The organism is Citrobacter sp. Cpo071 (assembly GCF_030332765.1).
Lineage (GTDB): Bacteria > Pseudomonadota > Gammaproteobacteria > Enterobacterales > Enterobacteriaceae > Citrobacter > Citrobacter portucalensis.
This window is the reverse complement of record NZ_JAOWHE010000084.1, coordinates 252,665-278,434: the sequence shown is the minus strand read 5'-3', so window position 1 is coordinate 278,434 and position 25,770 is coordinate 252,665. Positions and strand designations below refer to the sequence as shown.

24 protein-coding genes are annotated in these 25,770 nt (G+C 52.1%); 10 read left to right on the top strand and 14 right to left on the bottom strand.

Features of this window, described 5'->3' with window-relative positions; genetic code table 11:
* Positions 1-4: 4 nt before the first annotated feature.
* Genes OGY09_RS16575 through mhbT form a run of 5 tightly spaced genes read right to left on the bottom strand, consistent with a single transcriptional unit; the run spans position 5 to position 4,990 of the window.
* The gene (locus tag OGY09_RS16575; protein WP_032943986.1) at positions 5-1,198 is read right to left on the bottom strand and encodes a 3-hydroxybenzoate 6-monooxygenase; all 1,194 of its coding nucleotides are present in this window, start codon (positions 1,196-1,198) and stop codon (positions 5-7) included.
* A 14-nt stretch (positions 1,199-1,212) separates the two neighbouring features.
* Positions 1,213-1,857, bottom strand: a complete 645-nt coding sequence (gene maiA, locus OGY09_RS16570) for a maleylacetoacetate isomerase (protein ID WP_032943987.1) — start codon at positions 1,855-1,857, stop codon at positions 1,213-1,215.
* Between the two features lie 8 nt (positions 1,858-1,865).
* Entirely contained in the window at positions 1,866-2,567 is a 702-nt protein-coding gene (locus tag OGY09_RS16565; protein WP_032943989.1) for a fumarylacetoacetate hydrolase family protein, read from the bottom strand.
* A gap of 15 nt (positions 2,568-2,582) precedes the next feature.
* Positions 2,583-3,620 carry a gentisate 1,2-dioxygenase gene (gene gtdA / locus OGY09_RS16560; protein WP_032943990.1) on the bottom strand — a complete coding sequence of 346 codons (1,038 nt, stop codon included), beginning with the start codon at positions 3,618-3,620 and terminating at the stop codon, positions 2,583-2,585.
* An 11-nt stretch (positions 3,621-3,631) separates the two neighbouring features.
* Positions 3,632-4,990: a 3-hydroxybenzoate transporter MhbT gene (gene mhbT / locus OGY09_RS16555; RefSeq protein WP_032943991.1), complete on the bottom strand. Its 1,359-nt coding sequence runs from the start codon at positions 4,988-4,990 to the stop codon at positions 3,632-3,634.
* A 126-nt stretch (positions 4,991-5,116) separates the two neighbouring features.
* Between mhbT and OGY09_RS16550 the strand changes: the two genes are divergently transcribed.
* From OGY09_RS16550 to OGY09_RS16525, 6 genes are all read left to right on the top strand, one after another.
* Positions 5,117-6,025: a LysR substrate-binding domain-containing protein gene (locus OGY09_RS16550; protein ID WP_032943992.1), complete on the top strand. Its 909-nt coding sequence runs from the start codon at positions 5,117-5,119 to the stop codon at positions 6,023-6,025.
* A 131-nt stretch (positions 6,026-6,156) separates the two neighbouring features.
* The gene (locus tag OGY09_RS16545) at positions 6,157-6,561 is read left to right on the top strand and encodes a CidA/LrgA family protein (protein ID WP_003834497.1); all 405 of its coding nucleotides are present in this window, start codon (positions 6,157-6,159) and stop codon (positions 6,559-6,561) included.
* Positions 6,558-7,253 (top strand): CidB/LrgB family autolysis modulator, encoded by a 696-nt coding sequence (locus OGY09_RS16540; protein ID WP_003027380.1) that lies wholly within the window; start codon positions 6,558-6,560, stop codon positions 7,251-7,253. Before OGY09_RS16545 ends, OGY09_RS16540 begins: the two co-directional genes overlap by 4 nt.
* A 148-nt stretch (positions 7,254-7,401) precedes the next feature.
* Positions 7,402-8,286 (top strand): cytidine deaminase, encoded by an 885-nt coding sequence (gene cdd / locus OGY09_RS16535; protein WP_032943994.1) that lies wholly within the window; start codon positions 7,402-7,404, stop codon positions 8,284-8,286.
* A gap of 163 nt (positions 8,287-8,449) precedes the next feature.
* Positions 8,450-9,169: an outer membrane permeability protein SanA gene (sanA, locus tag OGY09_RS16530; protein ID WP_003027383.1), complete on the top strand. Its 720-nt coding sequence runs from the start codon at positions 8,450-8,452 to the stop codon at positions 9,167-9,169.
* A 2-nt stretch (positions 9,170-9,171) separates the two neighbouring features.
* Positions 9,172-9,411 carry a DUF2542 family protein gene (locus OGY09_RS16525; protein ID WP_003834502.1) on the top strand — a complete coding sequence of 80 codons (240 nt, stop codon included), beginning with the start codon at positions 9,172-9,174 and terminating at the stop codon, positions 9,409-9,411.
* Positions 9,412-9,462: 51 nt separating this feature from the next.
* On the opposite strand, the gene mglC is transcribed toward OGY09_RS16525, so the two are convergent.
* From mglC to folE, 6 genes are all read right to left on the bottom strand, one after another.
* Complete coding sequence (mglC, locus tag OGY09_RS16520) at positions 9,463-10,473, bottom strand: galactose/methyl galactoside ABC transporter permease MglC (RefSeq protein WP_003027393.1); 1,011 nt, start codon at positions 10,471-10,473, stop codon at positions 9,463-9,465.
* Between the two features lie 15 nt (positions 10,474-10,488).
* The gene (gene mglA / locus OGY09_RS16515) at positions 10,489-12,009 is read right to left on the bottom strand and encodes a galactose/methyl galactoside ABC transporter ATP-binding protein MglA (RefSeq protein ID WP_003027396.1); all 1,521 of its coding nucleotides are present in this window, start codon (positions 12,007-12,009) and stop codon (positions 10,489-10,491) included.
* 71 nt (positions 12,010-12,080) lie between these two features.
* A complete protein-coding gene (gene mglB / locus OGY09_RS16510) occupies positions 12,081-13,079 on the bottom strand; it encodes a galactose/glucose ABC transporter substrate-binding protein MglB (RefSeq protein ID WP_003027399.1) in 999 nt (332 codons plus the stop codon).
* A 293-nt stretch (positions 13,080-13,372) separates the two neighbouring features.
* The gene (galS, locus tag OGY09_RS16505) at positions 13,373-14,398 is read right to left on the bottom strand and encodes an HTH-type transcriptional regulator GalS (protein WP_032943995.1); all 1,026 of its coding nucleotides are present in this window, start codon (positions 14,396-14,398) and stop codon (positions 13,373-13,375) included.
* Positions 14,399-14,542: 144 nt separating this feature from the next.
* Positions 14,543-15,700: a DUF418 domain-containing protein YeiB gene (gene yeiB, locus OGY09_RS16500; protein ID WP_032944001.1), complete on the bottom strand. Its 1,158-nt coding sequence runs from the start codon at positions 15,698-15,700 to the stop codon at positions 14,543-14,545.
* 14 nt (positions 15,701-15,714) lie between these two features.
* Positions 15,715-16,383, bottom strand: a complete 669-nt coding sequence (gene folE, locus OGY09_RS16495; protein ID WP_003027410.1) for a GTP cyclohydrolase I FolE — start codon at positions 16,381-16,383, stop codon at positions 15,715-15,717.
* Between the two features lie 322 nt (positions 16,384-16,705).
* Here folE and fghA point away from each other — a divergent pair, with 322 nt between their 5' ends.
* Both fghA and OGY09_RS16485 read left to right on the top strand, forming a co-directional pair.
* Positions 16,706-17,542, top strand: coding sequence for an S-formylglutathione hydrolase (gene fghA / locus OGY09_RS16490; RefSeq protein WP_008785267.1), 837 nt, complete (start codon positions 16,706-16,708; stop codon positions 17,540-17,542).
* Positions 17,543-17,821: 279 nt separating this feature from the next.
* Entirely contained in the window at positions 17,822-19,807 is a 1,986-nt protein-coding gene (locus OGY09_RS16485) for a ligand-gated channel protein (RefSeq protein WP_032944002.1), read from the top strand.
* Between the two features lie 71 nt (positions 19,808-19,878).
* On the opposite strand, the gene lysP is transcribed toward OGY09_RS16485, so the two are convergent.
* Together lysP and yieE are read right to left on the bottom strand one after the other, a co-directional pair.
* On the bottom strand, positions 19,879-21,348 hold the full coding sequence (lysP, locus tag OGY09_RS16480; RefSeq protein ID WP_003834517.1) for a lysine-specific permease: 1,470 nt from the start codon (positions 21,346-21,348) through the stop codon (positions 19,879-19,881).
* 195 nt (positions 21,349-21,543) lie between these two features.
* Positions 21,544-22,425: a DNA-binding transcriptional regulator YeiE gene (yieE, locus tag OGY09_RS16475; RefSeq protein WP_003834519.1), complete on the bottom strand. Its 882-nt coding sequence runs from the start codon at positions 22,423-22,425 to the stop codon at positions 21,544-21,546.
* Between the two features lie 315 nt (positions 22,426-22,740).
* On the opposite strand from yieE, the gene OGY09_RS16470 reads away from it, so the two are divergent.
* Positions 22,741-23,790 (top strand): YeiH family protein, encoded by a 1,050-nt coding sequence (locus tag OGY09_RS16470; RefSeq protein ID WP_008785269.1) that lies wholly within the window; start codon positions 22,741-22,743, stop codon positions 23,788-23,790.
* A 71-nt stretch (positions 23,791-23,861) separates the two neighbouring features.
* Positions 23,862-24,719 carry a deoxyribonuclease IV gene (gene nfo, locus OGY09_RS16465; RefSeq protein WP_032944004.1) on the top strand — a complete coding sequence of 286 codons (858 nt, stop codon included), beginning with the start codon at positions 23,862-23,864 and terminating at the stop codon, positions 24,717-24,719.
* Positions 24,720-24,751: 32 nt separating this feature from the next.
* Here the strand turns inward: nfo and hypT are convergent, their stop codons facing one another.
* A complete protein-coding gene (gene hypT / locus OGY09_RS16460; RefSeq protein ID WP_020996669.1) occupies positions 24,752-25,663 on the bottom strand; it encodes a hypochlorite stress DNA-binding transcriptional regulator HypT in 912 nt (303 codons plus the stop codon).
* Between the last annotated feature and the right edge of the window lie 107 nt (positions 25,664-25,770).

Below are 25,770 nucleotides of genomic sequence, written 5' to 3'. Positions count from 1 at the left end.
AGGCTCAGCGCGGCAACAGGCAGTTATCTTCTTTCCAACCGTACAGCCATTCCATACCGCGATAAAACTCCGCCTGCGATTTGTCTTTCCACAGCAGATTACGCACCTGCCGCTCGACGCCTGCGGCGTGGTAGACACGGCCCATTTCACGCGTTGACCAGACGATGCGTGCGGTACGCGGAATACGCACCGACTCATACAGCGCAAAGGCATCAGCCGCATCGCCATCACACTGCTGTAGCGCTTTACCGAGCGTTACAGCGTCTTCCAACGCCATACAGGCACCCTGCGCCATATATTGCGCCACCGGGTGCGCGGCATCCCCCACCAGCGTGATGCGGTCGGTTCCCCATTTTTCTACCGGCTCGCGGTCGGCGGTGGACCAGCGCCGCCATGACGTCGGTTTATCAAGCATCTGGCGCGGGCGCGGATGAATACCCGCAAAATAGGAGAGCACTTCCTCTTTGCTGCCATCTTTCACGCCCCACTCTTCCTGCTGACGACTGTGGAAGGTCACCACCAGGTTATATTGCTTACCGCCGCGCAGCGGATAGTGCACCAGGTGACAGTGTGGTCCGGCCCACAGCACCGGTGCGTTAATGCGTAAATCTTCCGGCATATCATCGCAATCAATCACGGCGCGATAGACCACGTGTCCGGTAACCCGTGGCGCATCGCCAATCAGAGACTGACGAACGACCGATTTTACACCATCACAGCCCACCAAAATATCCGCCGTCCAGCTGTTGCCGTGCTCATCAAATACCGTGACGTCATTCTCTGTCTGGCGAATATCAACCACGTTAGTTGAAGTGCGATACTCAACGTTAGGATGCACCAGCGCCGCTTCCCAAACGCTGGCGTGAATATCAACCCGATGGATAACCGCATAAGGACCGCCAAAGTGATCGCGGAACGCCTGGCCGGTTTCAATGCGGACCACCTCTTTTGCGTTTACCGCATCCATCATCGTAATGTGGTCGGTGAAAACGGCGCGCTGACGGGCGACTTCCCCCACGCCAAGGCTGTCCAGAGCAGAGAATGCATTCGGCCCGAGCTGAATACCCGCGCCAATTTCACCAATCTCGTGCGCTTTCTCCAGCAACATCACTTTAATGCCCTGACGAGCCAGCGATAGCGCGGTCGCCGCGCCGCCAATCCCGCCACCCACGATAATTGCGCGTGTCACTTTAGCCATTGTCGTTCTCCTTATCAGGCTGGAATTTTATCTTGTTGATTCTCGGGCGCGGCGGCGATAAACGCCGGAAGCTGAGTACAGGCATCATATACCGCCTTACAGCGCGGATATCCGCTCAGATCGCAACCCATACGTAACGCGTTCGCCCACTGTGGGATCAGACAGCAATCCGCCAGCGTCGGCGCATCACCCACGCAGAACTTCCCCGAATGACTCTGGCGCAGCATCTGTTCCACCGCGCTTAACCCTTGCTGGATCCAATGTGCATACCAGCGTTTTTTATCTTCTTCACTGACCTTTAACTCTTCGCTCAGGTAGCGCAGTACCCGCATGTTATTCACCGGGTGGATATCACAGGCGATGGCATAGACAATTTCCAGCACCTTACTGCGCACCGGGAAGTCGGCAGGCAGCAGTGGCGTTTGCGGAAAGTGGCCATCCAGCCAGTCAATTATTGCCAGCGACTGCCCAAGTGATTCTCCCTCATCGGTCACCAGAGTCGGCACCAGTCCCACCGGGTTCATCCGTCGGTAGGCCAGTTCGTTCTGCTGACCGATGCGAATGTTGACGCCCACCGTCTGGTAATCGAGCCCCTTCAGCGCCAGCGCAATGCGCACCCGATATGACGCCGAGCTATTAAAGAAACTGTACAGCTTCATCATCCACCTCAGACAATCTTCACGGCGATGGGGGTTAAACCGTCTACGTTTCCGGTGATCACATCCCCTTTCACTACCGCCCCCACGCCTTCTGGGGTACCGGTGTAGATCAGATCGCCCGGCTGCAGTTCGAAGAAACCAGACAGATAGCTGATGGTTTCATTCACAGACCAGATGAGATGGCGAATATCGCTCCGCTGATGATCGTCGCCGTTGACCTGCAACCAGATTGGCGCATTGTTAACATCCACACTTTCGCTGGCTTTATGCAGCGGCGCGATGGGCGCGGAGAGATCAAACGCTTTGCCAATTTCCCACGGACGCCCCATCTGGCGCATCTCCATCTGCCGATCACGGCGAGTCATATCCAGACCGGTGGCATAGCCCCAGATATATTCGTGCGCTTTTTCCAGCGGAATATCACTGCCCTTTTTGCCAATCGCCACCACCAGCTCTATCTCATAGTGATAGTTATCGGTCTGCGATGGGTACGGCAGTTCGAGGATCTGACCAGCCGCCACGGGGACTACCGCATCGGCAGGTTTACAGAAAAAGAACGGCGGTTCGCGATCCGGATCAAATCCCATTTCACGGGCATGGGCGGCATAGTTACGGCCCACACAGTAAACACGGCGCACAGGAAATTGTTCATCACAGCCAACAACCGGAACGGTAACAGGCGCTTGTGGTTCAAATACGTATTGCGTCATTTTCTCTCTCCCAAATTAATAGCGTGCTTCGCGGAACAACCCCAGTGCTTCCTGAACCGGTCTGTCCGAAAAACTGAATAAGACGGTCTCTTCGTGGGTCTGGAACGACACGCCGTGCCAGGTTGGCACCACAAAGATATCTTTTGGCGAAAAGTTGAAGGTCTCATTGCCGATGGTGACCTGCCCACTTCCTTCCACCACGTGGTAGATAGTGCTGTCGGTGGTACGCGCCATTCGTGAGGAAAAGCCCTGCGGCAACAGTTGCAGGAAGGTTCCCATCGAAGGCATGGGATAACCGCCGGTTACCGGGTTGACGTAACGCATCTTGTAACCGTCCCACTCATCGGCGTCGCCCATGCGCGTCAGGTCATGCAGTGCTTCACGGCTGCGATCGTAGCGATAGTTAAAAATCGGCGATGAGTTACCTTTCTGATGACGCAGCGGCAGCATATTGGCCGCGTAGCGCGGTAAGTAATCCCCTTCCTTGCGCGTGACCGGCTGCTGATCTTCCGGGTAGTCTTCCGCAAAGCCACAGCCCAGTAGGTTCACCAACGGCAGGTCCAGACCGTCCAGCCACACCACCGGTTCACTGCCCGGGTTGCCGTGATCGTGCCAGCGCCACTGCGGCGTCAGAATAAAATCGCCTTCATGCATTTGGGTGCGCTCACCATCCACGGCGGTAAATGCGCCTTTCCCTTCGACAATAAAGCGCAGTGCAGACTGATTATGACGATGACTCGGCGCAACCTCGCCCGGCATAATTAACTGCAATCCCGCGTACAGCGTTGGGGTGATTGAAGACTGTCCACGCAGCATTGGGTTTTCCAGCACCAGCACGCGGCGAATCGCCTCTTTCGCGCCAATCAGATCGCCACTTTCCAGCAGCAGCGGGCGGATCTCCTGATAGTTCCAGTACGCAGGCGCGCAATGTGCGTTCGGTGTTGGCGGCACCAGGCGGTGCAGCGACTCCCACAGCGGGGTCAGATTCTGCCCGGAAATATGCTGGTAAAACTGCTGACGGCTGTTCTTAACGTCCTGATTCAGTTCAGACATAGGGATTCTCCTTATTCATTCACAACACCTGCGCGTGGCAGAGTATTTGAGGCAGAGGCCGACTGGCGGATAACAACCGTCAGCAGCGTAAGCATTACCGCGCTGATGGCCGCCGGGACGGCAATAATGAAAAACAGGTTATCGAATGAGAAATTCATCGCCATCATCACCCCGCCGGAAAGCGAGCCGACAATCGCGCCGCAGCGCCCCACTGCATTAGACCAGCTGACGCCCGTCGCCCGGCTTTGTGTCGGATAAAGCGTAGCGGTTAACGCATTAAGACCAACCTGAGAACCGCTGATGCCGATGCCGGTGCCAAAAATAGCCAGTGCCATCAGCCACAGACCGTTTTCGCTCAGGCCAATCATGACGATGCACACTGCGCCCAGCGCATAACTCACGGCCAGCACGCGGAAAGGGTTATATTTGTCCATCAGCACACCCAGCGCCAGTGCCCCCAGCGTTCCTCCAATCTGGAAGGCGGCAGTTACCCAGGAGGCATGCTGCAGATCAATTCCACGATGGTTAAGCAGCGTTGGCATCCAGCTGGAGAGCAGATAAATAATCAGCAGGCTCATAAAGAACACTACCCATAGCATCAGAGTAATAGGCAGCTGTCGCCCAACGAACAGCTGGCGAATGCTGCCTTTAGCTATCGCGGCACCTTCGTTGAGATAAAAATGGGTATTGTCATAACGTACCCGGGTGATGGCGCTAACGGTTCTGGCAATCACGTTTTGCGGCAACTGACGACGAACCTGCCAGCGCGGGGATTCCGGTAGCGCAAACAGCAGAGCAACAAACAGCATTAGCGGTAGAACGCCTCCCAGCACCAGAATGCCGTGCCAACCAATCACCGGCACCAGCTGTGCGCTGACGATACCGCCCATTGCCGATCCCAGAGTAAAGCCACAGAACATCATGGTGACCAGTGCGCCACGCCGACGCGCGGGCAGGTATTCCGAGGTCATAGTAATGGTATTCGGCATCGCGCCGCCCAGCCCTAAGCCGGTAAGAAAGCGCAAAATAACCAGCGTTTGCAGATCGGGTGAAAAAGCCGAGAGCAGGCTCAGTGCACCGAACAGCGCCACGCAGAGTTCTATCACCCGTTTGCGGCCAAAACGGTCGGACAGCGGGCCACAGAGCAGCGCGCCAGCGGTCAGCCCCAGCAGACCTGCACCAAACAGCGGTGCCAGATCGCCAGCAGTCAGCTGCCAGTGAGTGCGAATATCGGGTGCGATAAAACCAATCGCCGCGGTATCAAATCCGTCGAGCATGACAACCAGAAAACAGCAGATGATAACGCGCCACTGGGTCTTACCGACGGGGGCGGAATCGATCAGTGCTTGTAGATCACGTTGTTGAGTCATAGTGAATGCCTCAGTGCAGGTAGAGTAGATGTCTGTTTTGTTTTAGGTATGTTGCGACTTTGTATGTTTGGAGATGAAATGTACAATGGCTTTTCATGCAGAGGCATAACCTGGAGGTTATAGCAAATGGCAAACTGGGCGCAGAAACTGAAGTTGCAACACCTGCAAACGCTTATCGCGCTGGGCGAACAGGGAAATCTGACGCACGTCGCCCGGATGATGAATATCACCCAGCCCGCATTGTCGAAATGGTTATCACAGCTCGAAGATGAGATTGGCATCACGCTCTTTGAACGTCACAGTAAAGGCTTGCGCCCTTCCGAAGGCGGCAAGTTGCTACTGCAACATGCCCAACGCCTGATCAATGATATGGAGCGTTCGCAGTATGAAATCGCCCGTTTTAAGCAAGGCGGCCTTGTAGGGAGTCTGAAGATTGGCTGCTCGCCGGTAGCGACCGACTGTGTTTCACAGGCAATACTGGGTTTGCTCACAGAACTGCCAACCCTGCATCTAAATATTGAAGAGAAAGTGATGACCCCGCTGCTGCACGATCTGCTCGCGGGTTCGGTGGATGTCGTCGTCGGTCGGGTCGGCGGTCGGGCGCTTCAGTTGCCGCTCAATTATCAAGTGCTGTATACCGAGCCGGTCTGTTTCGTCGCCCGCCCCGATCATCCCCTGGCAAAATTACCCCTGCTCACCTGGCACGATCTGGCTAACTGGCGCTGGATTGTCTGGCCGACAGGAACCCCTATCCGGATAAGCATTGATAACGCGCTGGTTGATAACGGCGTAATGTTGCCGGAAAACATCATTGAATCGGCATCAATCAACGTCAGTACCAACCTGCTGCAAAGTAGCGACATGATCTCTATTCTTTCTCTACGGCTGGCACAACGGTATGCCGCCCAGGGACAACTAGCTATCCTGAATCTGCCGAAGATTGAACAAAAAGGCAGCGTCGGCGTATTCTGGCGCAACAACGAAACGCCTACTACCGCCCTGAATCGTTTTCTGTACTACCTGGCACAAGTTTAGCGCGGAGAGTTAGGGCCATCGCCCGATGTTCCAGATATCTATTTCCTCTATGCTTAGAATTCATGATGTGATCGGTAGCACGTTTTTAAGTTTAATTGTATGATGAATCAGTCTCGTCAAGGGTTTCAACTATGAGCAAAGCACTGAACGTTATCTGGCAATATTTGCGCGCATTCGTCCTGATTTATGCCTGCCTCTATGCAGGTATTTTTCTTGCATCGCTACTCCCCATCACCATTCCGGGCAGCATTATCGGCATGCTGATTCTGTTTGTCTTACTGGCTTTGCAGGTGTTACCGGCAAAATGGGTTAACCCCGGCTGCTACGTGCTGATTCGCTATATGGCCCTGTTGTTTGTCCCGATTGGCGTGGGGATCATGCAGTACTTTGACCTGCTGCGCGCGCAATTTGGTCCGGTGGTGGTGTCTTGTACCATCAGTACGCTGGTCGTTTTCCTGGTGGTGAGCTGGAGCTCGCACATTGTGCACGGTGAGCGCAAAATCGTTGGGCAAAAAGAGGCTAAAGCAAAAAAATGATGTCGTATATCTGGTGGTCGTTACCTCTTACGCTGGCGGTATTTTTTGGCGCACGTAAGCTGGCAGCTCGCTTTAAAATGCCTTTGCTGAATCCGCTGCTGGTTGCCATGGTGGTGATTATTCCCATTCTGCTGCTGACCGGTATTCCCTACGATCACTATTTCAAAGGCAGCGAAGTGCTGAACGATTTGCTGCAACCTGCTGTGGTTGCACTGGCCTATCCGTTATACGAACAGTTGCACCAGATTCGCGCCCGCTGGAAATCAATCATTGCTATCTGTTTTGCCGGGAGCGTTGTGGCGATGGTAACAGGTACAACAATAGCCTTGTTGATGGGCGCATCACCGCAAATTGCCGCGTCTATTATGCCAAAATCGGTCACTACACCTATCGCTATGGCGGTGGGTGGCAGTATTGGCGGCATTCCGGCGATCAGCGCCGTATGCGTCATCTTTGTCGGTATCCTGGGGGCAGTGTTTGGTCATACGTTGCTTAATGCGATGCGTATCCGCACTAAGGCCGCACGTGGGTTGGCAATGGGCACCGCGTCGCACGCCCTGGGCACCGCACGCTGTGCGGAACTGGACTATCAGGAAGGTGCGTTTAGCTCACTGGCGCTGGTCATCTGCGGCATTATTACCTCGCTGGTAGCCCCGTTCCTGTTCCCGATTATTCTGGCAGTGGTGGGTTAATCTTCATTTTTTAGCTATTTATTTGCGATGCGTTGCACATTTTTCATTTAAGTTTCATAAGTTGCATACACAATGAGATTTGGATCACATATAAAGCCATAACAGGCCCGTAAACTACGATTCCATTACATTGTTATGAGGCATCGCCATGCATCCACGTTTTCAAACTGCTTTTGCCCAACTCGCGGATAACTTGCAATCAGCCCTGGCCCCTGTTCTGGCGGATGTGCATTTCCCCGCCATGCTGACTGCTGAGCAGGTCTCTTTGCTGAAACGCGAATCGGGACTGGACGAAGACGCGCTGGCATTCGCTCTGCTGCCGCTGGCTGCGGCCTGCGCACGTACTCCGCTGTCCAACTTCAACGTTGGGGCAATTTCTCGCGGCATCAGCGGCAACTGGTACTTCGGTGGGAACATGGAGTTCCTGGGCGCGACCATGCAGCAAACTGTTCATGCCGAGCAAAGCGCTATCAGCCACGCCTGGCTGCGCGGTGAAAAAGGGCTCGCCGCCATCACCGTCAACTACACGCCGTGCGGCCACTGTCGCCAGTTTATGAACGAACTGAACAGCGGACTGGATTTACGGATTCATCTGCCGGGACGTGCGCCACACATGCTGCGTGATTACCTGCCAGATGCCTTCGGCCCGAAAGATCTGGAGATTAAAACGCTGCTGATGGACGATCAGGATCACGGCTTCGCGCTGCAGGGCGATGCGTTGACCCAAGCGGCAATCACTGCTGCCAACAGATGTCATATGCCGTACAGCAAATCCCCAAGCGGCGTGGCGCTGGAGTGTAAAGATGGCCGTATTTTTAGCGGCAGCTATGCTGAAAATGCCGCCTTTAACCCGACCCTGCCACCGCTGCAAGGCGCGTTAAACCTGTTGAATCTGAACGGTTATGATTATCCAGATATCCAACGCGCCGTGCTGGCTGAAAAAGCCGACGCGCCGTTGATTCAGTGGGATGCGACCTCCGCCACGCTGAAAGCACTGGGCTGCAATAATATTGAGCGCGTTCTCCTGGGTTAATCGACTCAATAACGCCAGTTCGTAGGCCGGATAAGGTGTTTACACCGCCATCCGGCACTATGCAGAATGCCTAAAATCCCCTCAATCAGACTGCTGTTTCTTGCGCTACGTCTTCCGGTACAGTAGCCTGATTGAAATTCCATCCAAATAACGAGTTTTCTGCATGTTAAAGCGCGTGTTTTACAGCCTGTTAGTCCTGCTAGGCTTGCTGCTTTTGACTGTGCTTGGACTCGATCGGTGGATGAGCTGGAAGACGGCTCCCTACATTTACGACGAACTGCAGGATTTGCCCTACCGCCAGGTAGGTGTGGTTCTGGGCACGGCGAAGTATTACCGCACCGGCGTCATCAATCAGTATTACCGCTACCGTATTCAGGGCGCATTGAACGCCTATAACAGCGGGAAGGTAAACTATCTGCTGTTAAGCGGCGACAATGCCCAGCAAAGCTATAACGAACCCATGACGATGCGTAAGGATCTGATTGCCGCAGGCGTCGATCCCGCTGACATCGTGCTTGATTACGCCGGGTTTCGGACTCTTGACTCCATCGTGCGTACCCGCAAGGTGTTCGATACCAACGATTTCATCATTATTACTCAACGATTCCACTGTGAGCGCGCCTTGTTTATTGCGCTGCATATGGGTATCCAGGCCCAGTGCTACGCCGTACCTTCGCCAAAAGATATGCTCACAGTGCGGGTACGTGAATTTGGCGCCCGTTTTGGCGCACTCGCCGATCTCTACATTTTCAAACGTGAGCCCCGTTTTTTAGGTCCACTGGTGCCCATCCCTACCATGCATCAGGTACCGGACGATGCGCAGGGGTATCCGGCGGTCACGCCTGAACAATTACTCGAATTACAAAAGAAACAAGGAAAATAAGCATGGAAGGAAAAACGATCTTTATCGTTATTGGCGTACTGATGATTGTTCTCTGGACGTGCAGAGAAGGCCTGAAGGGACTGCGTTCCGGTATCGTCGAGAAAACAGTGAAAGGTTCGCAGACGCCAATGATCATTTCTCGCGCTAAAGAACCCAGCACTTACTGGAGCTATATCATCGTTTATTTCGGTATGGCCATTGGTGCACTGTTCACTGGTATCTGGTTACTCTTTATCAAATAAAAAAACCGATGCAGAATGCCTCTGCACCGGTTTTATTTTTCTCTTCCCAGATTACTTCTTACGCGCGTACTTCAGTGAGTCCAGCGCGACCGCGAAGATGATAATGCCGCCTTTGATAATATACTGCCAGTACGGGTTCACGCCGATGTAGGTCAAACCGTAGTTGATGACGGTGAAGATGATCACACCGGTCACTACGCCAAACACGGTACCTACCCCGCCGCTGAACGACACGCCGCCAACCACGCACGCCGCAATCGCATCCAGCTCATACATAAAGCCGAGGTTGTTGGTCGCTGAGCCGATACGTCCGGCTTCCAGCAAACCACCGAAGGCATAGAACACGCCAGACAACGCATAGATAATCAGCAGGTTCAGCGCAACGTTTACACCGGACACTTTCGCAGCTTCCGGGTTTCCGCCGATGGCGAAAATGTTTTTACCGAAGCGGGTCTTGTTCCACAGCACCCACACAAAAGCCACCGCAATCAGCGCATAGAAAGTGATGTAGGAGAGTCGGAAACTGCCCAGTGCAATAAAGCCCTGCGCAAAGGTTGAGAATCCACTGTCAAAGCCAGAAATTGGCGATGCGCCGACGAAGTCGTAGTACAGGGAGTTGATCCCGTAAACGATAATCATCGTACCCAGTGTGGTAATAAACGGCGTTACGTTCAGATAAGCAATGATAATACCGTTCACCAGACCGATAATGGCGCCAATCACGCAGACAATCAGCACCACTACAATGATCGGCATCGTCGCCATTTCCGGGAACACCTTGTTGGCATTCTCCATCGACTGCAACAGAGTTGCCGCCACCACTGCCGCCAGGCCAACCTGACGCCCCGCCGACAGGTCGGTCCCTTGGGTAACAATCAGTCCAGCCACACCCAATGCGATAATAATACGCACCGAGGATTGCGTGAGAATATTACTCAGGTTCAGTAAGCTTAAGAAAGTGGGATCCTGGAAAATAATAATCGCCAGCAAAACCAAAAGAACAACGTAAATTCCGCCTTCTTTCAGGTAAGTAAGAAAACTTTTCTTATTTAACGCACTCATGAGGAGCCCCTAATCTTAAAGGTGCAAAGACGCAAGACGGAGGATTTCGTTTTGCGTTGTTGTTTTAGTGTCAACAATTCCAGCAACGAGACCATTGCTCATCACCAGAATACGATCGGTAATACCCAGCAGCTCCGGCATTTCAGAGGAAATAATAATAATCCCCTTATCCTTTTTCGCGAGTTCGGCAATCAACTGATAAATTTCAAATTTCGCACCAACATCGATTCCGCGCGTCGGTTCATCCAGCATCAGAATTTCTGGCTGGGTTAATAACCAACGACCAATAACCACTTTTTGCTGATTACCGCCAGAAAGTGAACCGATTTGCGTACGATGACCCGGCGTTTTTACCCTCATAGAGTCAATTACCCACTGGGTATCACTCTTCATGCGGGAATTATCCAGCAGACCGACTTTGTTTTTGTAATTTTGGATATTAGAAATTAACGAGTTAAAACCAATGTCCAGATACGCATAAATACCGGTTGAGCGGCGCTCTTCCGTGACCAGTGCAAAACCATGGTTGATGGCTTCATTTGCACTGTGGTTATTAATCTTTTTGCCGTGTAGCGTAATCGTACCCGATGACTTCTCACGAATACCAAAAAGCGTTTCAACGATATCCGTGCGTTTTGCGCCTACCAGACCGGCAATCCCAAGAATTTCCCCTTTGTGCAAATCAAACGAGATATCACGAATCGACGGCTGGCGCAGCGAGGTCAGGTTACGCACTTGCAGAATGACTTCACCAGGTTTGTTTTCTTTATCCGGAAAACGTTGGTTCAGTGAACGTCCAACCATCATGGCGATGATCTTATCCATATCCAGCCCTTCCAGCGGCTGGGTCGCAATCCACTGGCCATCGCGCAGAACGGTAATTTCATCGCACAGCTGGAAGATTTCTTCCATTTTGTGAGAGATATAAACAATACCGCATCCACGCTCTTTCAGCTTACGGATGATGGTGAACAGATGGTTAACTTCTTTTTCGGTTAACGATGAAGTTGGCTCATCCATGATGACGATTTTGGCGTCATAGGAGAATGCTTTCGCAATTTCAATCATCTGCATTTGTGAAACGGATAATGTGCCGACACGCGCACGCGGATCGATATCAATATCCAGTTCATCAAATATCGCTTTGGTATCGCGGTACATTTTTTCCTGATCGACAAACATGCCTTTGGTGGGATAGCGTCCCAGCCACATGTTGTCCATTACAGAACGTTGTAATACCAGGTTTAATTCCTGGTGTACCATCGAAATACCATTTTCAAGCGCTTCTTTCGCAGAATGAAAATCGATTTCTTTACCCTGAAATAAAATACTGCCGGAATCTTTTTGATAGATGCCGAAAAGACATTTCAATAATGTTGATTTCCCCGCTCCATTCTCTCCCATGAGGGCGTGAATAGAATGCGGGCGGACTTTTAAATTGACATTATCAAGCGCCTTAACGCCGGGGAAGGACTTGTTGATGCCGGTCATTTCCAACAAGTATTCGCCTGACGACTGAGTATGTGTGCTGACCATAATTATACCTTGTTGGCCTTGCAGAGTGCGTTATTAAGGGCGCAATGAAATTGCGCCCACATACGGAGTATTTATTTGTTGGTGAACTCTGCCAGATTATCTTTATCGACACCTACGTACGGTACGCGAACAATCTTGTTCTCAATTTTCCAGTTAGTGCCATCTGCCGCACCTTTGCCGTCAGCCAGGTTTTTCGCCAGATCGAAGGTGGCTTTCGCCTGGTTGTTGGCATCGTTCAGGACGGTACCGGCCATGGCGCCAGATTTCACCAGAGCCAGCGCTTCAGGCAGCGCATCCACACCAAATACTGGTACGCTGGTTTTGTTGTGCGCTTTCAGCGCTTCAACTGCACCCATTGCCATCGCATCGTTGTTAGCGATAACCACTTCAATTTTGTTCGCGTTTGGACCAGACATCCACGCATCCATCTTATCTTTCGCCTGAGCGGTATCCCACATTGCAGTATCTAACTGCAGCTGCTCAGTTTTAATGCCTTTGTCGTTCAGCTCTTTAATCACGTAAGTGGTACGTGCTTCAGCATCCGGGTGTCCCGGTTCGCCTTTCAGCAGAACAAACTGAATTTTGCCGTCTTTGTTCAGGTCCCAGTTCGGGTTAGCTGCCCAGTGTTTGGCAATCAAATCACCCTGAATAATGCCGGACTCTTTAGAGTCGGTACCGACGTAATACGCTTTGTCATAGCTGTCCAGCGCTTTACGAGAAGGTTCTTTGTTGAAGAATACGATCGGTACGTTCTGTCCGCGTGCTTTTTCAATGACCGTGCCAGCAGCTGCCGGGTCAACCAGGTTAATCGCCAGTGCTTTAACGCCTTTTGCCAGCAGCACGTCGATCTGATCGTTTTGTTTGGACTGGTCGTTCTGCGAGTCGTTCATCAGCAGCTGTACATCTGGTGCCGCTTTGGCATCTTTTTCAATAGCCTTACGTACTACAGACATAAAGTTATCGTCATACTTATAGATAGTCACACCAATGCGGGTATCAGCAGCGTGCGCAGCCGCGCCGAATAACATGCTTGCCATTACAGCAGACAGGGTCAACACCTTCTTATTCATGGTATCTCCGGTTTTATTATGCAGGGTAGTACTTGAGATAAATGCTCGGCAGGCAGAACGTTACTGAAGTGTTACTGAACGCCGAAGCTCACTTTTAAAAAATATTTCTTCCGTGTCTGGCAACGCTCCAAAAACAGGCTTTAATTTTTGTTTAAGGCACCTATACCTCGATGAAAGTGATTATTCACCGTTACATAGTAGTTACAGCGCAACAAACAGTGTCATCATAGCTATCGCATTGTTAATATACTGTGAATTTACTCACATATTGAAAGCGGTTACATCGCGCAACGTTATGAGTTAGTGATCGGTGCCGCATTCTGCCGCAGCGCTACTGAATGACGACGCACCAGCGTTGGCATAAAACAATGCGATGCCTGCGGATCCAACGTGCCAGCCGCACCCTGTAGCGCAAGCTCCGTCGCCATTTTTGCCATTGAGGCAATGGGATAGCGCACAGTGGTTAGCTGCGGATCGGTGTAACGCGCGATGGGAATATCATCGAAGCCAATGATAGAAAGGTGTAATGGAATAGCGATGCCGTTATCTTTTAGCGCAGTCAGCGCGCCGGCTGCCATATTGTCGTTATAAGCGAAGACCGCCGTCAGTTGTAAGTTACGCCCCAGCAATTCCACCATCGCGGACTCTCCGCCCTGCATATCGGGCGAACCGGTGCCGACCCAGCTTTCTGCCGCAACAATCCCTTGCTCTTTCAGGGCAGTTAACCATCCTTCTTTGCGCATGGCGTCATCTTCAATGCGGTGGCTTGATGCCAGATAACCGATGCGTTGATGACCATTATTTAGCAGCATTCGGGTAGCCATTTTGGCACCGCTGATGTTATCCAGGCAGACGCAACGGTGGGCGTAGCCAGGAACAAGGCGGTTGATCAGTACCATGCCGGGGATTTGATCCATAAACTCGGCCAGTTCCCGATCGCTCAGCGCTTTAGAGTGTACAATCAGCGCGTTACAGCGTTGGCGAATCAACACCTCAATGGCATGACGTTCTTTTTCCGCCTCATGGTAGCTGTTGCCAATCAGGACATACTTCTGATGCTGCTGGGCAACCATATCCACGGCTTTTACCAGCGCGCCAAAAAACGCATCTGATACATCCATGACGACAACACCAATCGTGTCGCTAACCTGCGTCGCCAGCGCTTGTGCGTTGGCATTAGGTCGATAGCCAAGCTGAGTGACTGCCTTCATTACCGCTTCACGCGTATCGGGACTCACCAGCGCACTGTTGTTCAGTACGCGGGAAACGGTCGCTACAGAAACGCCAGACTGCCGTGCCACATCACGAATGGTTACCATATTCACTGCCCTGTTTTAGATTGCGGCTGCCCGCAGACACCCCAGGCTGGGTATTTTGTCAGCACAATGAAACGGACTGCGTGAGTGATGTCACAGGAATGAAAGCGCTTACATCCATTTTGTTAATGAATGTGATCCAGATCGTTATCTGGATGTTCGTGGTAATGATGTCCCCGCAGCACGCAGGGTTAATTGACGCCACAGCCATTCCACCGGGCCCTGGCGGTAAAAACGCAGCCATATGACAGAGAAAAGTAAGTTAATCGCCCAGACCGGGATGACGAAAAACAGCAGCTCCAGCCGGTCAAATTTCATAAATAAACCGGCCTGATAAAACAACGTGGTGCAGATTAAGGTTTGTAACAGATAGTTGGTTAATGCCATGCGCCCCACACAGGCGATAGCAATGACCCATTTGAAGCGACTAAGCTGCGGCCAGAAACCAAACATCAGCGCGGCATAACCAATGGTTTGCAAAGGCGCACCCAACTCTCGCGGGGCTTGTAACAGGAAGGCACACCAGCGGTAGGACCAGTCCAGTTGCCACTGGGCGACGATAGCAGGCAGGTTAATCGCCATGCCGATAATAACCAGCAAAACGCCAGTGCGTCGATAATGCTGCAAACTGTACTGCCCTTTTAGCCAGCCACTACGCATTAATGCCGCGCCGAGTAGCATCATCCCCGCCAGTTGCCAGCCATATTGCGCGCCTAACGCCAGCAAGCTATTGGACATCATATCCACGCGATTGCTGATTGCTTCCATTCCGCCGTTCACTTTCCAGTATTTTTCATACAGCAACGCTGAAGCATCCGGTGTCCAGGCGCGGCTGGTTTCGCTCCCGGAGATCACTCCCAGCAGCAGCAGTACGCCAACGCCCACCAGATACAGCAGCACACCGGTGTTAAATAAGCTTTTTACCGACGGCGCATCCCGGATCAGCCGCCAACAAATCAGGCCGATCAAGCCATATGCCAGCAGGATATCGCCATCCCAGAAGAGTAAACCGTGAATGAATCCCAACAGCACCAGCAACGTAAGCCGCGACTGGATCCAGCGTTTACCACGCGGGAGCAGCATTTGCAGACCAGCACCAAACAGCAGAGCAAACAGCGTGAGGAATTTTACCTGCGCGAAGAGATCGAGCAGCGCCCAGGTCCAGGCGTCGGATAAGGTGATGTTGCCATACCAGGCGGGATTGAGGTATGCCGCCTTTGGCAAGCCAAAGGCGCTAATATTGAGAAGCAGGATACCAAGAATGGCGACGCCACGAATAAAATCCAGCGTGACATTACGCTCCATGGTTCCTGCCCTAATCAGTTGTGATGACGTACTGCGCGCAGAAATTCCTGACGCGTGTTCTGGCTGGACTTAAACAATCCGCCAAGAGAAGTGGTGGTGGTCGCACTGGTCGCATCGCGAATGCCGCGCGCTTTCACACAGTAATGCACCGCATCAATCGATACCGCCACATTATTCGTCCCGAGCAGCGTTTGCAGCGCGGTGAGAATTTGCTGGGTCAGACGTTCCTGTACCTGCGGACGCTGTGCAAAGAACTGCACAATGCGGTTAATCTTCGACAGACCAATGACCGAATCTTTCGGAATATACGCCACCGTCGCTTTGCCATCGATAGTGACAAAGTGGTGTTCGCAGGTGCTGGTCAGCGTGATATCACGAACCGTGACCATCTCGTCCACCTTCATTTTGTTTTCAATGACGGTGATTTTCGGGAAGTTGGCGTAATCGAGGCCGGAGAAAATCTCATCGACATACATTTTCGCAATGCGATGCGGAGTTTCCATCAGACTGTCATCGCTCAAATCGAGATTGAGCAATTGCATAATCTCGGTCATATGGCCAGAGATAAGACGTTTGCGTGTTTCGTTATCCATCTCTTGCACGGGCGGGCGCAGCGGGGTTTCGAGACCACGCGCAACCAGCGCTTCATGAACCAGTGCCGCTTCTTTACTGAGTGATGACATTTCTTCTTCTCCTGCAGGTGGGGCGCCTCTGCCCTGCATGGGGCAAAGTTTTTAGGCTGTGTCACAGCCAGAACATTGTGCGTGAGGCGGCGCACATAATCCAGTATTCACCGTGATAATTATTGAAATTGGCACAGCCTTTCAGCATTGCTGATTTCACTTGTCGTTCAGCCCGGTGACGTCGAGTGTTAATGTAAAGTTATATAGATGATGAAGTATGTTTGCTCAATGCGGAAGTGAAAGTTACTCACAGTGCTATGAATAATCTGTATTATGATGAGTTCGCAAACACATTCAGGTTCAACACAACAAGGAGCCACGCATGGAAATGCTTGAAGAGCACCGCTGTTTTGAAGGCTGGCAGCAACGCTGGCGTCACGACTCCGCCACGTTAAATTGCGCCATGACCTTCAGTATTTTTCTTCCACCACCCCGTGATAACGCCGCGCCTCCGGTGCTGTACTGGCTGTCGGGCCTGACCTGTAATGATGAAAACTTCACTACCAAAGCAGGCGCGCAGCGCATTGCAGCTGAGCTGGGTATTGTTCTCGTGATGCCGGACACCAGCCCGCGCGGCGAGCAGGTTGCCAACGATGATGGCTACGATTTAGGTCAAGGGGCCGGATTTTACCTCAATGCCACCCAGCAGCCGTGGGCAACGCATTTTCGTATGTATGACTATCTGCGTGATGAGCTTCCGGCACTGATTCAGTCGCAGTTTAACGTCAGCGATCGCTGCGCCATCAGCGGACACTCCATGGGCGGCCACGGCGCATTGATTATGGCGCTGAAAAATCCCGGGAGATACACCAGCGTTTCCGCCTTTGCGCCGATCGTAAACCCTTGTCGCGTTCCGTGGGGTGAGAAGGCTTTTAGCGCTTATCTGGGCGAAGATAAAACACAGTGGGCAGAGTGGGATAGCTGCGCGTTAATGCTGGCCAGCAAACCCGCAGACGCGATCCCGACGTTAATCGATCAGGGAGACAGCGATCAGTTTCTTGCCGATCAGTTGCAGCCCGCGGTACTGGCCGAAACTGCCCGTCAGACCGCATGGCCAATGACGCTACGCATCCAGCCTGGTTACGACCACAGCTATTACTTCATTGCGTCGTTTATTGAGGATCACCTGCGCTTCCACGCCCAGTATTTGCTGAAGTAATTCCTGAGTTGAGGGCGGAAGCCCTCTTCATTTCTCCATCATTCCTTCACTTTTTCTCCTTTTTTCTTCCCCCACTATCTTATTGATTAAAAAAGCATTTCACTCCAAACCATATCAAACACAAATGATTTCTATTATCATTTGTGTTTACAAATATTCATACTTTTGTACAATCCCCCCGCTTCTTTACTGAAAAGAGTCCTTAAAAGACAAATACATACAATTGTCATGGCCTTTCACATGACGCGCAGTTTGATTCATTTAAATGGAATGATACAAATGACTATACCTCACGTTAAGGCTGTAGCTGCCGCAGTATGCGTCGCCTGCCTCCCATCACTCGGCCATGGCGCTGAACAAGACACCGTGGTCGTTACCGCTACCGGTTTCGAGCAGAAAATTCAGGATGCCCCGGCTTCAATATCTGTTATTACCAAGCAGCAGATTGAGGACAAAGCCTATCGAGATGTCACCGATGCGCTAAAAGATGTCCCTGGCGTCGTCGTCACTGGCGGGGGGAGCAGTAGCGATATCAGTATTCGCGGTATGGCTTCGCAATACACACTCTTCCTGGTCAACGGTAAACGCATCAGCACCCGCGGTACACGTCCTAACAGCGACAACTCAGGTATTGAGCAAGGTTGGCTGCCGCCGCTGGAATCCATCGAGCGTATCGAGGTAATCCGCGGCCCGATGTCGTCCCTCTATGGCTCTGATGCGATGGGCGGCGTCATTAACGTCATCACCAAAAAAGTGTCGAATACTAAAGCCTGGACCGGCTCTTTGCACGGCGATGCCACTTTCCAGGAAGACAGAGACTCCGGCGATATTTACCAGACCAACGCCTATGCGTCTGGACCACTGATTGACGGATTACTTGGCGCGAAGGTGACCGGATTATTCTCCCACCGCGCAGAAGATGAAATCGTAAATGGCTACAATGAACAGCGTATGCGTAGCGGGGGATTAACCCTGAACTTTACGCCAGATGATAAAAACGACATCGATTTCGATTACGCACGTGAATTGCAGGATCGCGACAGTACGCCAGGCAAATCCATGGCAGAGGAAAACTGCCGTAACGGAAGCTGTAAGCCCAACAGTAAAAGCGAAAACAAGTATGTGCACACCACGTACTCAATAACCCACAGCGGTTATTACGACGACTTCAACTCCACCAGCTATGTCCAGCAGGAAGAGACCGACAACCCCGGTCGCCAGATGAAGTCCTACAACACGATTTTCAATAACCAGAACCAGGTATTCCTTGGGGCGCACACCCTGACGTTGGGCGGGCAATACCGTTATGAAAAACTACGCGATAACGGCAACCAGCTGCAAGCGGCTGATGGACTGAACAAACTGACCCGCTGGAGCTGGGCGCTGTTTGCTGAAGATGAATGGGCCATTACCGATACCTTCACGCTGACCGGCGGTCTGCGTATGGATAAGGATGAAAACTACGGTGACAACTGGACGCCGCGCGGCTATGGCGTATGGCATCTGAGCGATCAGTGGACCTTAAAAGGTGGCGTTTCCGCGGGCTATCGTGCACCGGATCTGCGCCAGTCTTCTGCCAGTTGGGGACAGGTCACCGGCGGCGGCCGTCTGAACGGAATCATTGTCGGCAACCCGGACCTGAAACCGGAGAAAAGCCTCAGCGAAGAGATCGGTTTACTGTGGGATAACGGCAACAACCTCAACGCAGGCGTTACATTGTTCAATACCGACTTTAAAAACAAAATCACCGAAGTTCGCCGTTGTAACAGCAGTTCCGATCCGGCCTGCACCATCGGCAATACGACTTATGACTTCGTCAGCGATCGCGTTAACGTCGATAAAGCCAATATGCGCGGCGTAGAATCCACCTTCGGCTGGAAAATAACCTCCGACGTCAACTGGACCGCGAACTACACCTACACGGAATCTGAGCAGAAAAGCGGTCAGTTCTCTGGCCAGCCGTTGAACAAAATGCCGAAGCATATGTTTAACACGACGCTGGACTGGCAGGCCACCCAGGATCTCGGTTTCTGGAGCCGTCTGAATCTGCGCGGGAAAACGTCTGAATACCTGAGCCGTACCTCCATGGCCCAGGGCACGCCGTCCTATACTCAGGTCGATGTTGGTTTACGTTACTATGCAACCAAGGATCTGTTGATGACCGCTGGCGTGTATAACGTGCTGGATAAACAAATCGATTACGATACCTACGACACCGTTCTTGATGGACGTCGTTACACGGTTGGCATGACTTACAGCTTCTAAGTCTGGCGCAATAAAAAACCCCGGCACTCATCATGCCGGGGTTTTGTTTTTTCTGCCGTAGCTGGTAAGAATTATTTCTTCACGCGCCCCGGGAATTTCATTTCGCTATAGCGAACAAAACGGGTTCCTTTGGTCAGCTTATAGCCAAACCAGATAATCAGGAACAGCGGGATACCGATATAGGTAGCCATCACGCCGCCCCAGTCAATGCTGTCTTTCAGGAACGCTTCGTAGTTCTGACCCAGGGTGATAATCAGGCACAGCACAAAGGCGAAGATCGGCCCCAGCGGGAAAAAGCCAGAACGGTACGGCAGGTCCTTCACATCGTGACCCTGCAGCACATAACCGCGACGGAAGCGATAGTGGCTAATAGCAATCCCCAGCCAGGCGATAAAGCCCGTCATCCCGGAAGTATTCAGCAGCCACAGATACACGGTCTGGTTGCCAAACATTGAAGTCAGGAAGCACAGCCCCGCCACCACGGTGGTCGCATACAGCGCGTTACGCGGTACGCCGCCACGAGACAGTTTGCCGAAAATACGCGGCGCTTTACCGTCACATGCCAGGGTATAAAGCATACGCGTGGAGGCGTACATCCCGGAGTTACCTGCCGACAGCACCGCCGTCAGGATAACTGCGTTCATCACCGCTGCCGCAGACAGCAGACCCGCATGCTGGAATACCAGCGTGAACGGGCTAACGCTGATGTCTTTTACATCGTTACGCAGCAGGCTTGGATCGGTGTACGGAATGATCAGGCTGATAATCAAAATCGCGAACACATAGAACAGCAGGATTCGCCAGAATACCTGACGTACCGCACGTGGAATGTTCTTTTCAGGATCTTCAGATTCGCCAGCCGCGATACCGATAAGCTCTGTCCCCTGGAAGGAGAAGCCGACTATCATCGCCACGCCAATCATCGCAGCAAAACCACCGGCAAACGGTGCATCACCGGTCGTCCAGTTGCTCCAGCCCACCGGCTGAGCGCCTTTGAAGATACCGAAAATCATCATCACACCAACCACGATGAAGATAATGACGGTGGTAACTTTGATCAGTGAGAACCAATATTCCGCTTCACCAAATCCGCGAACGGAAATGTAGTTCAGCAGGAAGATAACGCCGAGGAACAGCGCACTCCAGATCCAGCCCGGCGTGTCCGGGAACCACCAGCTCATCACCAGCTGTGCGGCCACCAGATCAACGGCAATCGTTACCGCCCAGTTGTACCAGTAGTTCCAGCCCAGCGCGAAGCCAAAGCCCTCTTCTACGTAGTTCTGACCGTAGGTGGAAAACGAGCCGGAAACCGGCATATAGGCAGCCAGTTCACCGAGGCTGGTCATCAGGAAGTACACCATCAGACCGATCAGAATATAAGAGAACAACGCGCCGCCTGGACCCGCTGCAGAAATAGTTGCACCAGATGCAACGAAAAGACCTGTACCGATGGAGCCTCCAATGGCAATCATCGTCAGGTGACGCGCCTTCAGTTCACGACGTAGCGTGGGCGCTTCTGTGGTTTTAGTTTCGGAAACCATGTGAAAATGCTATCCATCCAAAAAATGAGGCGCGATTGTAGCAGACGAAATGGCATTCTTCCGGCACAAATACGCTGTTATAAGAGACCTTCATGACTGGCCGCGGATTATAAGTAAAGCAGAAAATTTGCGGCGCACAGCGGTTAAGATATAACCGCCGTTCTATAAAGAGATGACCTTACGACTGTAAGCGCCCTATTCGCCCAGCTCGACCTGGTCGCTGTAATGCAAAAATCGCGTAATGGCATTGGAGATGTGTTTTTGCCTGTGATGCACGCGCCAGAGAGTGCGGACTAAACGCGGCAGCGGCACGGGAACTTCGCTCAGCGTTCCCGCCTGCAGCTGCTCCGCAATGACCCGACGCGACAAGCAGCTGATCCCGAGACCATGGCGTACCGCATGCTTAATGGCCTCTGAGTTACCCAACTCCATTGCCATCTGAAATCTCGGCAGATGAGATAACAGCAGGTAATCCACCAGTTCACGCGTACCGGATCCTCGCTCACGCAGGATCCACGGCGAAGCCGCCAGCTGTTCCAGCGTAACAGGCCCCTTTGTGAGCGGTGACGACGGTGCGGCAAACACCACCAGCTCGTCTTCCAGCCACGGTTCAGAGATAATTTCAGTACTGTGACACGGCCCTTCGATCAGCCCAATGTCTACCCGAAAATCAAGCACAGCATTGATCACATCCTGACTGTTACCCACGCTCAGCTCGAGCGGCAAATCAGGAAAATCCTGCCGATAGCGGGCGATCATAGCAGGCAAGATATAGTTACCAATGGTGCTACTGGCATAGACCCGAATAGCACCATTATCTTCGCGAAAAAGCTGCTCGATTTCGGTCGTTTGCTCAAGTAACGCCAACGCTCGTGGGTAGAGCAAACGCCCGTGCTCATTGACCACTAGCCGTTTGCCGACGCGGTCAAACAGTTGCACGCCGAGTTGCCCTTCCAGATCGGTAAGTGCCGCACTCACCGCCGATTGCGACAATGCCAGCATGACAGACGCCTGGGTCGTTGAACCGCTTTTTAGTACCTCAGCAAACACTTCAAGTTGTCGCAAGGTGATATGCATAGTCGTTTTCCACCGGATATCCGTTACTTATACCCTAAATAATTCGAGTTGCAGGAAGGCGGCAAGAGAGAGACAAATTCGTCAGGAACGAATTTGACCAGCCAAAGGCTGGCCTCTGGTGAGGGACATGGATGTCCCTCATTAATCCCCGGGAGCGTACTTAAGTACGTGACTGGGGTGAACGAGCGCAGCCAACGCACATGCAACTTGAAGTATGACGGGTATACCACTTATATAGATTAATTATAAATATATAATCAATTTTATTTTTAAACCACTTCGCCGTACTCTTTTACCCAGATAAAGGAGAAGGATATGACAGAACTCACCTTGCAGACTCATCGTCGTACAGCGTGGCATTTTATTCCGGGGCTTGCCCTGAGTGCAGTTATCACTGGGGTTGCCTTATGGGGTGGATCTATTCCCGCCGTCGCAGGTGCCGGGTTCAGCGCCCTCACCTTAGCAATCTTGTTGGGGATGGTCCTCGGCAACACCGTCTATCCGCACATCTGGAAAAGCTGTGACGGCGGCGTGCTGTTTGCTAAACAACATTTATTACGTTTGGGGATCATCCTCTACGGCTTCCGCCTCACCTTCGCGCAAATTGCTGACGTCGGCGTCAGCGGTATCGTGATTGATGTGTTAACGCTGAGCAGTACCTTTTTGATTGCCTGCTTCCTGGGGCAGAAAGTGTTTGGTCTGGACCGCCACACCAGTTGGCTGATTGGTGCGGGGAGCAGCATTTGTGGTGCCGCCGCCGTGCTGGCAACCGAGCCGGTAGTGAAAGCGGAAGCCAGTAAGGTAACCGTCGCTGTTGCCACCGTGGTGATCTTCGGTACCATCGCTATCTTCCTGTATCCGGCAATGTATCCGCTGCTGGCACACTGGTTTAGCCCAGAAACCTACGGCATTTACATTGGTTCCACCATGCATGAAGTAGCACAGGTAGTGGCTGCCGGGCACGCCATTAACCCGGATGCGGAAAACGCCGCGGTTATTGCCAAAATGCTGCGTGTCATGATGCTGGCACCGTTCCTCATCCTCCTGGCCGCACGCGTTAAACAGTTGTCTCCGGCTACGGGCGGTGAGAAAAGCAAAATCACTATTCCATGGTTTGCCATCCTGTTCATTGTGGTCGCGATTTTTAACTCGTTCCACCTGCTGCCGCAGTCGGTTGTGAACATGCTGGTAACGCTGGACACCATTTTGCTGGCAATGGCAATGGCTGCACTGGGGTTAACCACTCACGTTAGCGCACTGAAAAAAGCCGGTGCCAAACCGTTACTGATGGCCCTGCTGCTGTTTGTCTGGCTGATTGTCGGTGGTGGTGCGATTAACGTCGCTGTCCACGCCCTGATGGCATAAACGATCACGACTCACCTCCATTAACCCGCTATACTCTCCCTTTTTGTATTTGAGTATGGCGGGTTAAATTTATGAAATATATCGGAGCGCACGTAAGCGCCGCTGGCGGTCTGGCTAACGCCGCTATTCGAGCCGCAGAAATCGAAGCGACCGCATTCGCCCTGTTCACCAAGAATCAACGCCAGTGGCGTGCTGCGCCGCTAACCACCGAAATCATTGATGATTTCAAATCTGCCTGCGAGAAGTACCACTACACCTCCGCACAAATCCTGCCTCACGACAGTTACCTGATTAACCTCGGTCACCCGGTCAGCGATGCGCTGGAAAAATCGCGTGATGCGTTTCTTGATGAAATGCAACGCTGTGAACTGCTTGGCTTATCCCTGCTGAACTTTCACCCGGGCAGCCATTTGATGCAGATCCCGGAAGATGAATGTCTGGCGCGCATTGCCGAATCCATCAACATCGTCCTCGCTCAGACCCAGGGCGTTACGGCAGTTATCGAAAATACCGCCGGACAAGGTAGTAATCTGGGATTCAAGTTTGAGCACCTGGCCGCCATTATCGACGGCGTCGAAGATAAGTCCCGTGTTGGCGTTTGTATTGATACCTGCCACGCTTTCGCGGCGGGTTACGATTTGCGTTCCGCAGAAGAGTGCGAAAAGACGTTTGCGGAATTTGAACGCATTGTCGGTTTCAAGTATCTACGCGGTATGCACCTGAACGACGCCAAGAGCGCGTTTGGCAGTCGCGTTGACCGTCATCACAGCCTGGGTGAAGGTAATATTGGCCATGATGCCTTCCGTTGGATTATGCAGGATAATCGTTTTGACGGTATTCCGCTGGTACTGGAAACCATTAATCCGGATATATGGGCCGAAGAGATCGCCTGGCTGAAAGCCCAGCAAACAGAAAAAGCAGTGGCGTAACGATCTCCGCGCGCCAGACAAGCTGGCGCGTATCAAGTGAGCGTAACCAGATCCTCTGGCATATGGTTGTACAAAATCCGCCAGAAATGCTCAGCCGTTTTATTCAAACGGGTATCCATTCGGTAAATATAAGCCTGAATTGGCACCATCAACTCCGGCGTGTCCAGACAAACCAGGCGCTTATCCCGTAGTTCGTTCACGATCGTCCACGCTGGCAGCCAGGCGATACCATGACCATCCAATGCCATATTCTTCAATAGCTCACTCATCGAAGACATAAACAGCGTACGCGCTGAAATACTGCCCACCTCCGCCAGGTGACGGTTAACCAATCTTCCCATGTAGGAAGTGCTGGTATAGTTCAGAATCGGCACCTGCGGCTGATAGATATCAAACAACGCCTTACCCTGTGCATCCGCAGCACAGACGGGATAGAGCTCAGACTCAAAAACCTTCAAGCCGCAGAAAGGTGACTGCATTAAGTCTTCATCGCGAAAGGAGATAATAAAATCACTTTTCCCCTCGCGCAGCGTATTCACCGCCTGGACTACGTCAATCGCTTCGACGTGGTAAACAAACTCCTCGCCCCATGCCGACATTGAATGTACTAATCTGGGCAACATCGTCAGCGACAGAGAATGTGCCGCCGCTATTTTGATATTGGGAACGCCAAGCAGGTTGTGACCACTTAGCTCATCTAAATTGCATTCCAGCTGTTGTAGCAGGCTACGGGTCTGCGAATGGAATAACTTACCCTCCTCCGTCAGCTGCAGTGGACTTGTCGTACGGTCAAACAGCAGCACCCCAACAGCGGATTCGAGCGCCTTGATCCGCCGACTAAATGCCGGTTGGGATAGGTTGCGCTCCTCTGCGGCCTGAGAAAAATGACGACACGCTTCCAGCGTCAGAAAATCATATAACCATTTTGTCTCGATATTTTTCATGCCTATCACGCGGATGTTTAAATATGTCGATTAGTCTTAAGCATCATGCCTGAATATTCCCGGTGATGATATTCAACATTAGCATCTGGTGATTCGTTTTTTGCATA